The 14,241-nt window shown below is 61.2% G+C and carries 13 protein-coding genes; 9 read left to right on the top strand and 4 right to left on the bottom strand.

Features of this window, described 5'->3' with window-relative positions:
- Positions 1-45: 45 nt before the first annotated feature.
- Together BLQ62_RS15960 and BLQ62_RS15955 are read right to left on the bottom strand one after the other, a co-directional pair.
- On the bottom strand, positions 46-1,371 hold the full coding sequence (locus tag BLQ62_RS15960) for an ISL3-like element ISPfr2 family transposase (RefSeq protein ID WP_068568956.1): 1,326 nt from the start codon (positions 1,369-1,371) through the stop codon (positions 46-48).
- A 628-nt stretch (positions 1,372-1,999) separates the two neighbouring features.
- On the bottom strand, positions 2,000-2,311 hold the full coding sequence (locus tag BLQ62_RS15955; protein ID WP_003941073.1) for a putative quinol monooxygenase: 312 nt from the start codon (positions 2,309-2,311) through the stop codon (positions 2,000-2,002).
- A 108-nt stretch (positions 2,312-2,419) separates the two neighbouring features.
- On the opposite strand from BLQ62_RS15955, the gene BLQ62_RS15950 reads away from it, so the two are divergent.
- The 8 genes from BLQ62_RS15950 (at position 2,420) to BLQ62_RS15915 (ending at position 11,051) form a co-directional block, all read left to right on the top strand.
- Positions 2,420-3,361, top strand: a complete 942-nt coding sequence (locus tag BLQ62_RS15950; protein WP_068568955.1) for a GlxA family transcriptional regulator — start codon at positions 2,420-2,422, stop codon at positions 3,359-3,361.
- A gap of 398 nt (positions 3,362-3,759) precedes the next feature.
- Positions 3,760-4,980 carry a beta-ketoacyl-[acyl-carrier-protein] synthase family protein gene (locus tag BLQ62_RS15945; protein ID WP_269451335.1) on the top strand — a complete coding sequence of 407 codons (1,221 nt, stop codon included), beginning with the start codon at positions 3,760-3,762 and terminating at the stop codon, positions 4,978-4,980.
- On the top strand, positions 4,977-6,176 hold the full coding sequence (locus BLQ62_RS15940; protein WP_082756879.1) for a beta-ketoacyl synthase N-terminal-like domain-containing protein: 1,200 nt from the start codon (positions 4,977-4,979) through the stop codon (positions 6,174-6,176). Before BLQ62_RS15945 ends, BLQ62_RS15940 begins: the two co-directional genes overlap by 4 nt.
- Positions 6,177-6,209: 33 nt before the next feature.
- Positions 6,210-6,455, top strand: coding sequence for an acyl carrier protein (locus BLQ62_RS15935; protein ID WP_068568411.1), 246 nt, complete (start codon positions 6,210-6,212; stop codon positions 6,453-6,455).
- Complete coding sequence (locus tag BLQ62_RS15930) at positions 6,395-7,492, top strand: acyltransferase domain-containing protein (RefSeq protein ID WP_342006943.1); 1,098 nt, start codon at positions 6,395-6,397, stop codon at positions 7,490-7,492. Before BLQ62_RS15935 ends, BLQ62_RS15930 begins: the two co-directional genes overlap by 61 nt.
- Positions 7,489-8,892 carry an FAD-binding oxidoreductase gene (locus tag BLQ62_RS15925; RefSeq protein WP_068568415.1) on the top strand — a complete coding sequence of 468 codons (1,404 nt, stop codon included), beginning with the start codon at positions 7,489-7,491 and terminating at the stop codon, positions 8,890-8,892. Before BLQ62_RS15930 ends, BLQ62_RS15925 begins: the two co-directional genes overlap by 4 nt.
- Before the next feature lie 187 nt (positions 8,893-9,079).
- Entirely contained in the window at positions 9,080-10,687 is a 1,608-nt protein-coding gene (locus BLQ62_RS15920; RefSeq protein WP_068568417.1) for a phenylalanine aminomutase (D-beta-phenylalanine forming), read from the top strand.
- Complete coding sequence (locus tag BLQ62_RS15915) at positions 10,674-11,051, top strand: nuclear transport factor 2 family protein (protein WP_231857731.1); 378 nt, start codon at positions 10,674-10,676, stop codon at positions 11,049-11,051. The genes BLQ62_RS15920 and BLQ62_RS15915 overlap by 14 nt, the downstream gene beginning before the upstream one ends.
- Here BLQ62_RS15915 and BLQ62_RS15910 read toward each other — a convergent pair.
- Both BLQ62_RS15910 and BLQ62_RS15905 read right to left on the bottom strand, forming a co-directional pair.
- Positions 11,008-12,540, bottom strand: coding sequence for an AMP-binding protein (locus tag BLQ62_RS15910; RefSeq protein ID WP_068568419.1), 1,533 nt, complete (start codon positions 12,538-12,540; stop codon positions 11,008-11,010). The two genes, BLQ62_RS15915 and BLQ62_RS15910, sit on opposite strands and share 44 nt — an antisense overlap.
- A 74-nt stretch (positions 12,541-12,614) precedes the next feature.
- Positions 12,615-13,277 carry a TetR/AcrR family transcriptional regulator gene (locus BLQ62_RS15905; RefSeq protein ID WP_197467331.1) on the bottom strand — a complete coding sequence of 221 codons (663 nt, stop codon included), beginning with the start codon at positions 13,275-13,277 and terminating at the stop codon, positions 12,615-12,617.
- Positions 13,278-13,534: 257 nt separating this feature from the next.
- Here BLQ62_RS15905 and BLQ62_RS15900 point away from each other — a divergent pair, with 257 nt between their 5' ends.
- Positions 13,535-14,200 (top strand): AfsR/SARP family transcriptional regulator, encoded by a 666-nt coding sequence (locus BLQ62_RS15900; RefSeq protein WP_160126306.1) that lies wholly within the window; start codon positions 13,535-13,537, stop codon positions 14,198-14,200.
- Positions 14,201-14,241: the final 41 nt, after the last annotated feature.

Raw genomic sequence — 14,241 nt, 5'->3', positions numbered from 1 at the left:
GGGTGAATCGACGAGTGGTTGTAACAGGGCTCTCGGTTTTGGGGCTCATCCCAATCGGGGGTGTAGGAGTTGGGGTCTGAAGCCGCCGGTCTCGAGCAGGCTTCGGGCGATGTAGTTGGTCAGGTTGCGGAACCCGAGTGCGGAGCCGCGCAGGTGTTCGAGCCGTCCGTTGAGCGCCTCGGTCGGCCCGTTGCTGGTGCCGGGTCGTTCGAAGTAGGCGAGCACGTCAGCGGCTCGCTTCTTCAGGGTCCGGCTCAGGGTGGTGAGCTCGGTGAGCACCTTGGGGACGCCGGCGCTGAGGTCGGTGATCAGCTTCTCCATGAGCTCGCGGCCACGTTGCCGGTCCTCGTGGCGATAGGCGGCGATCATGCGCTGGTAGACACCCCAGGTCGCCTCGACCTCGACGTGAGCGTCATCAACGAACAGCGCGCGTAGCCTGTCGCTCTGCTTGTCGGTGAGCAGGTCCGCGCCGGTGTGCAGCGTGCGCCGCGACTTGTAGAGCGGGTCGTCCCTGAACCCACGGTGCCCGTGGATCGCGAGTTGGACCCGGCGCCGGCACCTGTCGAGGGCGTCACCGGCCAGGCGCACGACGTGGAAGGGATCCATCACCGTGACCGCGTCCGGGATCTCCTCCGCAGCGGCGGTCTTGAACCCGGTGAAGCCGTCCATCGCGACCACCTCGACCGCGTCACGGAAGGCGTCGTCGCGGTCGGCGAGCCAGGTCTTGAACGCCGCCTTCGACCGGCCCTCGACCATGTCCAGCAGCCTTGCTGGGCCGGCGCCATCGCGGACCGGGGTGAGGTCGATGATCACGGTGACATACTTGTCGCCACGCCTGGTGTGGCGCCAGACGTGCTCATCGACGCCAATGACCTTCACGCCCTCGAACCGCGTGGGGTCGTTGATCAGCAGCCGCTTGCCTTCAGCCAGGACCGCGTTGTTGGCGGTGTCCCACGCGACCCCGAGTCCCTCGGCGACACGGGCGACGGTGAGGTGTGCGACCACGATCCCTTCCAGCGCCCACCGCAGCCCGGTGCGCGAGAGCTTCGCGCGTGGCTCCGCAGCGGCGCTGGTGTCTTGGCGCCACACGTGTCCGCAGTCGGCACAGCGGTAGCGGCGCACTACAACTTCCAGCACGGTCGGTCGCCAGCCCAGCGGCTCGTGGGCCAACCGCCGGATCACGGTGTCACGAGCAGCGCCTTCGCTGCCGCACCGTCGGCACCACTGATCTGGTTCCACCACGCGGCACGCTAGGACCGCACGATCCGGTTCAAGTCGTTGTCCGGTCACGCTCAGACCGAGGCCGTCGAGTCGAGCGAAGGCGGTGAGGTCAGGGCGGCCGAAGCCGGCCGGCGGGGTTGTGTCGGTCACGTCGAGGTCTTTCGGATGGATGGCGTAGGAACCTCCGTCGTCGGGAGACCTCGACGTCTATCTGCGGACCGACGCGCCCGGCCGACCTACACCGGCATCTGAGAAGACCCCTGAAACGTCTTCGACGAAGACGGGACCGGCGAGGAGGAGGGCGCGGTGAGCTAAAAGAATGGAGCTTGCTCGGCTTCGACGCCGCCGCAAGCTCCGGTGAAACGGTCGGTACTAGTCGGTCGTCGTCGGTCACCACCGGATGGCGGCGTCCCCCACGCTCGGCGTTCGCGCAGGTCAGCGGCTCGTTCGCCCAGTGGGCGCATCAGGCGATAGACGCAAAGCCGACGTGATTAGGTCGTCGGTTCGATTCCGACAGGCGGCTCCGGCGAACAGCCCCTGACCTGCGGAAACGTAGGGCAGGGGCGGTTCGGTTCTGATGGTCGCGCGATGCGCTGGCCTCACGGCTCTGCCCGACACCCGACGTCGCTCTCCTCTGCGACGGACCCCTCGCCGGATGAACGCTCGGACATCCTGTCCGTGTGCCGATAGGCCTCGCACCGCTCGGCAACGCAGCGTGGCGCTGCGTCGCGACCTGGCGACGGCTCGGCGGGGCGCGATCGTCTCGTGCGTTGGCGGACTACGGAAGCTTGGACGCGAGGACGTCGGCCGCCAGGATCTCGGGTGCTGCGCCGAGGAGGTGCTGGTTGGCCATCAGGGCTGCGACGATGGCGCCGTTGGCGTGGGCGTCGCGAGCGGCCTCGTCGGGGAATGCATCGAAGATCCAGAAGGTGTCGGCGTGGGTCCTGACCGCGAACCAGACAATCGTTCCTACTTCTTCGTTGGCGAGCGCGACAGCGCCGGCGAGCAGATCGGCGAGCGCGTCGTGCTGTCCATCGGCCGCGACGATCTTGGCGACGAAGGCATACGGAAGTGATGCGGGTGTGGACATGAGGGGTTCTCCTAGGTGTCGAGGTTTCTTGGTGAAGCGAGTTCAGCGTATGACGAGCAAGGGCATGTGAGAAGTGGCGTATACGGCAGTATTGCTATTGTTGGCGCCATGCGTATCGGACTGATCGCGATCGACGGCTGCTTCGGTTCGGCTGTCGCGTCGATCATCGACATCGTGCGGGTGGCCGACGGAGCCCGCAGCGATGTCGACCCGCGGATCGACGCGATCGAACTCGCCATCCTCGGACCGAAACGGCGAGTGACCACGACGGCATCGATGACCCTGTCGGTGGACCACCCGCTGTCGGAGTCCGGAGAGTTCGACGTGGTCGTCGTCCCTGCGCTTGGAACCCTCACGGCCGCCGCGACCCACGACGCCCTCCAGAGCCGAGATGCTCGTTCGGTCATCGCCTCGCTCGGGCGCCTCGACGAGGCGACCACCCGGATCGCCGCGGCGTGCACCGGCGTGTTCGCTGTCGCCGAGACTGGACGGATGCATCATCGGCGGGCGACGACCAGTTGGTTCCTGGGGCCGGAGTTCCTGAAGCGCTATCCGACCGTCGCCCTCGATCTCGACACCATGGTCGTGGTCGACGGGAACCTCGTCACCGCCGGCGCCGCGTTCGCCCACATCGACCTCGCGCTCTCACTCGTGCGATCGATCAGCCCCGACCTGGCCCAACATGTCGCCAAGCTCCTCATCATAGACGAGCGTCCGTCGCAGGCGGCCTTCGTCGCCTACGAACATCTCCGGCACGAGGACCCGATCGTCGTCGAGTTCGAACGCTTCGTGCGCGCCCGCCTGGACGAACCGTTCAACGTCGCCTTCGTCGCGCAGTCGCTCGGCACCAGCCGGCGCACCCTCGAACGACGAGTCCGTGCGGCGCTCAACCTCACTCCGCTCGGCTTCGTCCAACGGCTTCGCATCGAACGAGCTCGGCACCTCTCAGCAACCACGGACCTCACCTCCGCCGAGATCGCGCTACGGGTCGGCTACGCGAACGCCGAGACTCTGCGCTCCCTCCTGCGCAGGGAGCGACGCCGTTCCTGACCTATCGCCATGCCTGTAGCCAGTGTCCTAGCGCTCGGTTGGAACCACCTCTCAGCACGTCGCGTCGACGCTCCTGCGTCGCCCCTGGACGACCCACTCGACACGCCCGCAGCACAGGCCGTGTGACGTGCCCCAGCTTCCCGGACGGTCGGGGTTGGGTGGCTGTGATGTCGCTGCGTTCTCGTCGAGGGGGTCAGCAGACCCGATCAGGGTCGATTGGGATGAGCCGCGAAGGCGGTGAGGTCAGGGCGGCCGAAGCCGGCCGGCGGGGTTGTGTCGGTCACGTCGAGGTCTTTCGGATGGATGGCGTAGGAACCTCCATCGTCGGGAGACCTCGACGTCTATCTGCGGACCGACGCGCCCGACCGACCTACACCCTCATCTGGGAAGAGCCGGTTTTGGCACCCGGGTCAGCCGATACCGAACCATTTTGGTCAATGATTACGGCTGGACGCACCGCGATCCGCCGGATAACCGCGTTCGACCCGACCCAGTTCCGTTCTCAGGTGGGCGGCGAGATCGACTTCGACCCGCTAAGCATGGGGCTGACGCACCGCGAGGCGCGCCGGATGGACCGAGCGTCAATGCTTGCCGTGGTATGTGCTCGTCGCGCACTGGCACAGTCGGGTATCGAAGATAGCGTAGACCGGGCGCGCGTCGGCGTCACTGTCGGCAACGCGGTGGGGTCCGCGACCAGCGTTGAGAATGAGTACGTGGTCCTGTCCGATGACGGCACGGATTGGCTCGTTGACGAGCGTTACGCTTCTGCGCATCTGTTTGACTACTTCACACCAGGGTCGATCGCGCGCGAAGTCGCGCAGGTCGTCTCGGCGGAAGGGCCCGTCCGGGTGGTGTCGGCGGGGTGTACTTCGGGCATCGACTCGATCGGACAAGCAGCCCGCCTCATAGGAGACGGCTCCGCGGATGTGATGGTAGCGGGTGCAACGGATGCGCCTATAACCCCGATCGCAGTTGCGTGCTTCGACGCGATCCGCGCTACAACTCCCAACAACGATGATCCCGCCGGAGCCGCCAGACCGTTCGATGCCCGCCGAAATGGATTTGCGATCGCCGAGGGTGCAGCCATGCTCATCCTCGAAGAATACGAGCACGCCCGCCGGCGAGGAGCTGTGGTTCTCGGTGAAGTTGGTGGTTACGCCTCCACGTGTAACGCCCACCATATGACTGGACTGACGGCGGATGGCTTCGAGATGACTCTGGCGATCAACAAAGCGCTCTCAGCAGCCCACGCGGCGAGCACCGAAATTGACTACGTCAATGCACACGGTTCGGGGACCAAACAGAACGACATCCACGAGACCGCTGCGATCAAACGGAGCTTAGGCTCTCACGCGATGCGGGTGCCGGTCAGCTCGATCAAGTCGATGGTGGGCCATTCGCTGGGCGCGATCGGATCGATCGAGATCGCAACCTGCCTACTGGCCATGCGCGACTCACTGGTACCGCCAACCGCTAACCTCCACGAACCTGACCCCCTGTGCGATCTTGACTACGTTCCGTTGGTCGCTCGTGAAGCGTCCTTGAACACTGTTCTGTCCGTCGGTAGCGGTTTCGGCGGATTCCAAAGCGCCATGGTCTTGAAGAAGGTCCCGTCATGACCGATCGACGTTGTGTCGTGACGGGCCTGGACGTCGCAGCTGCCACCGGGCTCGGTTTGAGTCAGTACTGGCAACGAACAGTCTCAGGCGCGTCGGGGATCGAAGTAATTCCCGAGTACGACTCGCGCTATTCGGCCGCTTTGGCAGGACGGATCTCTGTGTTTAACCCCGCTGACTTCCTCTCTGGCCGCCTTATCAAACAGACCGACAGAGTTACCCAGTTGGCGCTGGTCAGCGCAGAACGTGCTCTCGCCGATGCGCAAGTCGACCTCGCTAGCCACGACCCGTTCGAATGCTCTGTTATTACGTCGAACGCGACTGGAGGGTTCGAATTCTCCCACAGAGAAATGCAGCGGCTGTGGACCGAAGGCCGAGAGAGCGTAAGCGTGTATCAATGCTTCGCATGGTTCTATGCGGTAAATACCGGGCAGATATCTATCCGCCACGGCATGAAGGGACCGAGCGCCGTACTGGTGGCTGAGCAAGCAGGAGGCCTGGACGCAGTCGGACACGCCTTACGCACCATCGAGGCGGGGGAGTGTTCCCTGGCTGTCACAGGTGGCATGGAGTCGTCATTTGACCCGTGGGGTTGGGTATCGCATCTTGCCAGCGGATCTATTGCGGCCACGCGCGCAGCTGATCAGGGCTATTGTCCGTTCGCGCCAGGAAACGACACATATGTACCCGGTGAGGGTGGCGCCATGCTTGTCGTCGAGAGTAACCCCGATACAGGTCGAAAGAAGTACGGCACCATCAGCGGGTACGCATCGGGTTTCAACCCCCGTGATGATCACAGCTATACCCGGCCGCTGGCGCGGACCATCATGGCAGCACTCGAAGATGCACGCGTCACTCCTGATGATGTAGATGTCGTCTTCGCCGACGCAGGAGGCGTGCGATCTGCCGATGAGGCTGAAGCTGAAGTGCTCGGCGAACTATTTGGCCCCAGGAGCATTCCCGTGACGGCACCGAAATCGGGCACCGGAAGAATCATGGCAGGTGCTGGACCTCTCGATATTGCCACGGCTCTGCTGGCGCTGGGCCACAACATCATCCCCCCGACTCCGAACGTGACTGTGACCGATCTTCCGATTGATCTCGTTGTTGGACAGCCGAGGACTGGGCCGCTGGAGACCGCCTTAGTGATTGCCCGAGGCCACGGGGGATTCATCTCGGCGGTAGTCGTCCAAAAATGATGTACAAATTTCCACCCCCACGAAAGGTGCAAAATGTTGAATTCCGATGATCTACGCAAGGCCATGATCGCCAGCGCGGGCGAGGATGAGTCGGTCGTTCTCGATGGCGAATTTGAGAAGACCGAATTCGCCGACCTAGGATTCGACTCCCTAGCGTTGATGGAAACCTCCTCGCAGCTCAAACGCGAGCACGGTATCGTGATTCCGGACGAAACGTTGTGGGACTTCACGACGCCGGAGGAGCTACTGCGCTGGGTCAACGACAACACAGCACCGTGACAGCCAACCCTGACTCGACCAGCGCGAGCAGCAACCGCCGGCGAACAGTATTTCTCTTCCCGGGCCAAGGGGCGCAGCAGCCACGAATGGCCGCAGACCTGTACGGAATCAACGAAACGTTCACCACCGTGATGGATCAGGCGTTCGACATCCTCGACGACCCCGCTCTCCGGAAAGTGTGGCTCCAGCACAATCCCGGGCCGCTCTTCCACGACATCACCCGTGCCCAGCCACTGCTGCTGTCGGTAAACTGCGCGTTGGCTTCTACCCTGATTGAGGCTGGTGTTCACCCCGATGGGCTGCTGGGACACAGTGTCGGAGAGATATCTGCCGCCGTCGTTGCTGGCGTACTTGACTTCGGAGACGCGTTAGCATTAATCGCGAGCTTCGTTCGTCAATACCAGCACGCACCAGCCGGTGGAATGCTTGCCGTGGCGGGAAGCGAGGAGGAGATAGAAGAGCGGATCGCGGGAATCGATCACGTCTCCGTGGGGGTGGTCAACGGACCGCGTCAGGTACTGGTTTGTGGCAGCACAAGCGGGCTGCGCGAAGTACGACGCCGACTAATGCGTGATGGCGTGACATGCGCAGATGTAAACGCGCTCCAACCGTTTCACAGCGATTTGATGAATGATATTCTGGAAACAGTGGAGCGACCGCAGTGGGACACGGAAATGCACAACTTTGTACGCCGGCCAGGGTGCCAACTGTATTCGGGCTACCTTGGATCCCGCGTTCCCGACGACCATACGTTCGATCCCAACTACTGGCTGGAGCAACCCGCACGCCAAGTGCGGTTCGGTCCCGCCCTGCGCGCCGCGCTTGCCGACGGTCCTTGCACCTTGATTGAGTGCGGGCCCGGTCGGTCTCTGACTGCGCTCGCTCGCCGCCTACCACCTGTGGCATCTGGTGAAAGTACCTGCATTGCAGTGATTCCCGGTAGGCGGTCCGATGACGACAACGACACACTGGACGCCGCGCTTGCTCGATTGTGCGGTCACGAAGGGGTAATCCAGACTGAGAGGACAGGACGATGACCAGAGCGACCGATTTGCGTTCACTCAAGCGCCGGATCAGGGGCCCTGTGGTCACGCCGGCGGACCGCACTTACGACAGGGCACGCAGGGTGTGGAACGGCATGATCGACCGCCACCCGGTGGCGATCGCGCAGGTGACTGGTCCCGAAGACATCAGAGCAGCCATCGCATGGGCTCAGATAGAGGAGTTGCCCGTCGCTGTTCGGTGCGGTGGTCACTCGATGGCCGGGCACTCGACAGTTGAAGGTGGACTTGTTCTTGATCTCCACAGGATGGCAGCGGTAACCGTCGATCCGGATTCTCGTACAGCCATAGCCGAGGGTGGCTGCCTTCTTGGAGCGTTCGACACAGCAACGCAAGCTCATATGCTGGCAGCGCCGGCGGGGGTTGTGTCCCACACCGGCCTGGGCGGGCTGGTGCTCGGCGGTGGCTTCGGCTGGTTGAGTAGAATGTACGGTTTGTCAATCGACAATCTGAACTCAGCGCAGGTGGTGTTGGCGTCAGGAGACGTCGTTCGAGCCAGCGCCGACGAGAACAGTGAACTTTTCTGGGGGTTGCGCGGTGGTGGCGGAAACTTCGGTGTGGTAACAGAATTCGACTTCTCTTTGCACCGCGTCGGACCAATACGCTTCTTCTCTGGGTACTTCTCGCTGGACGACGCCAAGCATGTCCTGACGACATGGCGGGACTATATGCCGACAGCACCCGACGAGTTGACCTGGGTATTCTACCTGCGTCTGGCTCCGCCGCTGCCTGAACTGCCCCAACATATGTGGGGCACCCCCGTGCTATGTGCGATGGCTTGCTGGGTCGGAAATCCGGCCGACGGCGAGAACGCAATCAGAGATATCACCGCAGTGGCAACCTGCTATGGTGTCACGAAAGCAACCATGCCCTACCGTGCTGTGCAAGCTTACGCATTCCCTGGAGCGGTCGTGCCGGAGCGAATTTGCACAAAGAGCGGATACGCGGCGGCGCTTCCTGATGCTCTGATCGATCGGGCCCTGCTATATGGAAGTCGGATAACTTCGCCGTTTTCTCAGCTCGAGCTACTGTACCTCGGCGGAGCCGTCGAACGAGTCCCTTCGGAAGCCACGGCATATCACAACCGGAATTTACCATTCGTCGTGAGCTTTGCCGCAGCATGGAACGATCCGACGCTCGACGAAGCGAACGTTATCTGGGCGCGCTCTGGATACGAAGACTTGAAGCCATTCCTTGCTGGGGGATACGTCAATTTCATGAATCCAGATGAAGATGGACGGACCGCGGACTCGTATGGGCGCACCAAGTACGGTCGACTTCAGGCTCTTAAGAGGCAATATGATCCAGGAAACTTCTTTCGGCTGAATCCGAATATCTTGCCCGCTGACGACGCTGGCGAATTCATGCCACGATGAACCTCAGTCGGCGTCCCACCTGGCGAACGGATTCACCTTTCTGACTACTACCGATCAGTGGCGTTCCGCTTGCGGCTAGTCGCGGAACGCATAACCAGCTGAGATCGACGAACATACATGCCAGGGTTAACCGGCCGCCAGATCGAGCGAAACATATGGATACCCGCGGATTTACGAGAGGAACCCAATGGGATTGACTATCGATCCATCCAATCGAGTCACGATCGGACAAGTCGCCGACGCTGCCCGCAACGGCGATCACGTTGCTATTGATGAGCGAGCATGGGCGCGAATCGACGCATCCCGAGCCTTGCTCGACGGATTCGTCGATGACGGCCGCATCATATATGGGGTGACAACCAGTGTCGGAGGTTTCGCAGACCGATTCGTTCCCGCTTCGGACGCTCAACAACTCCAGGAAAACCTCATTCAGGCTGTTGCGACCAATGTCGGTAGCTATCTTGACGAGAAGACCACGCGAGCGATCATGATTAGTCGCCTCGTATCCCTATCGCTAGGCAATTCTGCAATTAGGCCTGAGAATCTGCGAATCTATCTCGCCATTCTCAACGCGGGAATCGTGCCGTGCATCCCTGAAAAGGGTTCCCTGGGAACTAGCGGTGACCTCGGGCCGTTGGCTTACGTCGCAATGGTGAGTACTGGCAAATGGAAGGCGTACCACAATGGTGAAATAGTCAGCGGCGCCGAAGCTCTCCAGCGAGCTGGAATTGAATCAGCGAACCTAAGCTACAAGGAGGGTTTGGCCATGATCAATGGCACCTCCGGGATGGTTGGCATCGCCGTGTTGACCTACAGTAGTGCTCGCGCACTGGTAGACATCTATCACGCTATCACTGCGCTCTCGGTCGAAGGCCTAGCAGGAATCGTCGACCCATTTCGTCCAGAGGTACACAGGGTCAAACCTCATCGCGGGCAATTGGCTTCGGCGAATACCATCTTTAAGGGGCTCCATGACTCCAAGATGGCACGCTCGGAAAGCGATATCGAAGCAGAGCTCGCTGTGCGCCGCGCCGGTCGCTCCCATACTGTGCCAGCCGGCACCGAAAAGTTGGCAATCGAAGATGCCTATTCTATCCGCTGCACACCGCAGATTCTTGGCCCCGTACTGGACAGCCTCGACTGGATCGAAACAACGATCGAAAACGAACTGAATTCGACCAGCGATAATCCGATTGTTCTTCCTGACATCGGACGAGCCTTCCACAACGGACACTTCCACGGGCAGTACATCTCGATGGCCATGGACCATCTTGCCATCGCACTGACGACTGTCACCAATCTCGCGAACCGACGAGTCGACAGGTTCCTTGATCAGTCCAACAGTAACGGCCTGCCGGCGTTCCTGTGCCAGGAGAACCCGGGTCTTCGTCTCGGGCTGATGGGCGGACAATTCATGACCGCATCAGTGACCGCAGAAAACCGTGCACTAACCGTGCCAATGTCCATACAATCACTGTCCACCACCGCAGACTTTCAAGATATCGTCTCCTTCGGTTTCGTGGCCGCTCGTCGTGCGCGTGAGATTCTCCGAAATACTGTGTACGTCGTCGCGTTCGAGTTGATGTGCGCTTGTCAAGCCGTGGACATTCGAGGCGGTGCAGCCGGTTTGAGTTCGTGGACTAGAGTGCTCTATGAGAAGGTACGTGAAATCGTTCCGTATCTCGACCAAGATGTGACGATTACCGACTATCTCGAAGCGCTTGCAGAATTCTTGCTAGGAGACGAGGTGTCGACGCTACTTACAGTGCCTTCGGGTGGCGATGTGGATGCCTGAATCCACAGAGATTCTTGGTCTCGTCGAGCGGTGGCGACAAGCCGAACTGTCTGGTGACGACGCCGACTTGGCTGCGGTGTTGGCTTCTGACTTCGTCGGTGTTGGTCCGATGGGATGGCTCCGGACCAAGGACGAGTGGGTCGAGAAATACCGGTCAGGTGTGGTATCGAACGACCGTTTCGATCTCGTGGGCCTCATTGTGGTTTCGTTGAGTTCGACTTCGGCCATTGTGGTGGCAGATCAGGCGCAAGCTGGGAGGAACGGAGCCGTCTCAACGGACGGCAGATTTCGATTCTCATTGACTGTGGGGACGGACAATCTCATACATTCGATTCACGTGACTCGGATTGTGGAGCCGAAGTGAGTTTCTCGCGCAGTATGTGCCGCTGCACTTTACCTCCGGTGGATTTCGGCAAGGCGTCGATCAGCTCAAAATGATGGGGCACGTGATCGGCGGGCAGCCCCTGCGCGCACCACTTTCGCAGACTCGCGAGAAGTGACGGCTTCTCGTTGGGCGTGATCAGATCGCCGTTAACGACGACGAATGCCTTTATCCGATTCGATCCACGTGCCTCGACGCTGATTGCGGCACTTTCGTTGACCAGCGGGTGGGCGGCCAGACGGGCTTCGATGTGATTCGCAGAGATCCATAGACCGCTGATCTTGAGCATGTCGTCGACTCTGCCGAGGTACCAGTACAGTCCGTCGCTGTCGAGGCGAAAGCAGTCACCGGTGCGGAACCACTGCCCACAGAATGCACTGCGGGTGGCCTGCTGATTGTGCCAGTACCGGTCGAAGGTGCTTGGGCCGCGTACCCACAGTTCCTGTGGTTCGTCTTCACCATCATCGTCGTCCATCCTGCCGGGCCGTAGTTTGAGCTCGTATCCCGGGACTGGAACGCCCGCTGAGCCCGCCACAACGCCGCCGGGCCTGTTGCTGCAGTAGATATGGAGCATCTCGGTCGATCCCACCCCGTCGAGGATCTCGATGCCAGTCTTCCGCTGCCAGTGCTCCCAGACTGCGGGCGCCAGGGGCTCGGCGGCTGATACGCACCGGCGTAGTGAGGGCATCGAAAGCTCGTGGTCGCGGCGGACTACGGCGTTGTAAAGGGCAGGCACGGAGAACAAGACCGTCACGCCAAACTGGCCGATCGCCGCGCATAGTGCGGACGGCCCAGGCTTACCCCGAAGGTAGGTGACTGATGCTCCATGCCAGAGCGGGAACAACAGCCCACCACCTAACCCGTACGCGTGGAATAGTTTGGCTGTGGATAGGCAGCGATCGGTCGCCTTCATCCCGAGGACCTCGCCAGCGTAGTTCTCGCACGCTCCGGAGACGTCACGGTGAAGGTGCACGACAGCCTTCGGGTGACCTGTTGAACCCGAGCTGTACAGCCAGAAGGCTTGGTCCTCACTATGTGCCGGTTCGGGAGGGGCCTGCAGATGAATGTCCTGGCAGGTGGCGGCCGTGAGCTCTGTGCCTGTGAGCGCTTCACATGGGATGTCCAGTTCGGCGTTTTCGCTGATGAGCAATTTGGCATGACTATGTGCAATTGCTTGTGTGCTGAAATTCGCCCACGGATTGATCGGCACAGGGACCGCTCCCATCCGAACGGCACCGAGGAACGCGGCAACCAACTCGACGGAGTCGTCGAGTTCGATCACTACGCGGTCCTGTGCGCGGAGCCCCAAGGCGCGAAGGCGCCACGCAACGATCTTCACAAGCCTGAGCAATTGGCTGTAGGTCACAGGACCGTCATCGGTCCACACGGCGGGGCGATCGCCGTCGCCGCGTTGAACTACACGATCGACGATTGTGGATAGAGGTGCTGCATTGGAATCTCGTGAGGGCATGGCTCTAGTACCGGTGACGGCCTTCGAGATGCGGTCGAAGTTTCATCGAAGCACCCGAGCGCGTGTTGCCGGCATCAGCCGTGACGGCCGAGTTCGGCCGGCGGCGGGAGACGTGTAGGAACCTGATCGAAGAGTCGATCGAGGTGATACGCGACTACCTGAGCAGCATCTTCGTCTGTGTATTGGCCGACAAGAATGCCAGTCCCGAGCCCATTGACCAGTGCCGCCAGTCTGACGGCCTCGGTGTGAGCATCGCGACCAGCTGCGATCTCGTTCGTATCGACTGCGCGCTCGAACAAGCTGCTGAGCTCGCTCTCGATGCGGCTCACGCCACTGATGAACGGTTGTTCCGCGATCTGAGGGTTCGTCATTGCAAGGACTGCGTAGGACATACTCAGTTGGTGAAATGCCCGGCTCGATTCGTCCGTGGGAAGAGCCTCGGAAACGAACGCTTCAATCACCGCACGTGCTGGCAGCGGTTGCGGGATGTCGGCCAGCCGCTGAGCCCAACGTTCGTGACTGCAGCGCTCAAGATGCAGGAGGGCACCGGCCAGCAGCTGTTCCTTGTTGACGAAGTAGTACTGCACGAGCCTTAGCGAGACGCCGGCCTCAGCTGCTACCGACCGCATCGTGACTGCGTGCAGGCCGTTTCGAGTCGCGGTTCGGACCAGTGCGTCCGCGATCTGCGTGCGGCGCACAGTGTGGTCAGGCGTGCGCGGCACTGTTTGCTCCTGCATCGTTCAGGTTTGTGTGGTACACACGTATAGGGTACAAGCGTACAACCGCTACCGGCAGACGTGGCGGCTGCTTTCCGGGGGGTAACGCTGCGCAATCGAGTCGTTTCCGGGCATGCAGTTGCGTCCTGCATGGCGCAAACCGCATTTCCCTAACCTGGAGGTGGTGAGGTGCGCGACGCACGTACCTGTCATGTTGACCAGCCTCCATCGCCAAAGTGTTCGTCCTAAAGTGGAAGCGTACCGGGAGGTACATGCACGTGAAGGTCATTGAAGGTGGATTAACTGCGACGGAGCCTACCGGGTTGGCTGTACGACTGCTTGGGCCAGTGAAGTTGGGTTGGAGTGGCACCGAAGCATCGTTGTCTCCGAAGGTTCAGCAGGTGCTCGCAGTATTGGCGCTGCGCCCAGGTGCGTTGGTGATGCAGGAAACACTCATCGCAGAACTGTGGCCCGAAAGCCCGCCCCGCAGTGCAACAACAACCATGCAAACGTACGTATACCAGCTGCGTCAAGCGCTGGAGGCGTTGGATTACCGATGTGATGCGGCTGCCATTGTGAGGACAGAACCGCCGGGCTACTCGCTCGACCAGCACGCTCTCGACATCGACGTATTGCGTTTCCGTGAGCTCGTCGCTAAAGCCAGGTCGTTGCTGCACTGTTCCGCAGAAGATGCGTTGTCGACTGGGCGCCATGCGTTGCGGATGATCCGCGGTGCGCCCCTTGCAGGGGTAAAACACGGACAAATTCTCCGCGGCAGTGTTGCCAGACTGGAGGAAGAGATCGTGTCGACGTGCGAGCTCCTCACCGAGGCGCAGATGGAATTGGAGCGCTACAGCGAAGTAGTTATCGAGTTGTATGAGTTGTGTGCCAAATATCCTCTGCGCGAGTCGTTCTACTACCAGTTGATGACCGCGTGGCTATGACAGCTTGAAGAGGCCCCGGCTCGACGGCTAGACCTGGCCCC

It is taken from the genome of Tsukamurella pulmonis (genome assembly GCF_900103175.1).
Lineage (GTDB): Bacteria > Actinomycetota > Actinomycetes > Mycobacteriales > Mycobacteriaceae > Tsukamurella > Tsukamurella pulmonis.
The sequence above is the reverse complement of the archived record's forward strand: the minus strand, read 5'-3'. Positions and strand labels throughout refer to the sequence as shown.

Coding starts and splice junctions, on each gene's coding strand:
- BLQ62_RS15955 (WP_003941073.1), bottom strand. CDS start 2,311: ATGTCCACACCCGCATCACTTCCGTATGCCTTCGTCGCCAAGATCGTC.
- BLQ62_RS15950 (WP_068568955.1), top strand. CDS start 2,420: ATGCGTATCGGACTGATCGCGATCGACGGCTGCTTCGGTTCGGCTGTC.
- BLQ62_RS15940 (WP_082756879.1), top strand. CDS start 4,977: ATGACCGATCGACGTTGTGTCGTGACGGGCCTGGACGTCGCAGCTGCC.
- BLQ62_RS15935 (WP_068568411.1), top strand. CDS start 6,210: ATGTTGAATTCCGATGATCTACGCAAGGCCATGATCGCCAGCGCGGGC.
- BLQ62_RS15925 (WP_068568415.1), top strand. CDS start 7,489: ATGACCAGAGCGACCGATTTGCGTTCACTCAAGCGCCGGATCAGGGGC.
- BLQ62_RS15920 (WP_068568417.1), top strand. CDS start 9,080: ATGGGATTGACTATCGATCCATCCAATCGAGTCACGATCGGACAAGTC.
- BLQ62_RS15915 (WP_231857731.1), top strand. CDS start 10,674: ATGTGGATGCCTGAATCCACAGAGATTCTTGGTCTCGTCGAGCGGTGG.
- BLQ62_RS15910 (WP_068568419.1), bottom strand. CDS start 12,540: ATGCCCTCACGAGATTCCAATGCAGCACCTCTATCCACAATCGTCGAT.
- BLQ62_RS15905 (WP_197467331.1), bottom strand. CDS start 13,277: ATGCAGGAGCAAACAGTGCCGCGCACGCCTGACCACACTGTGCGCCGC.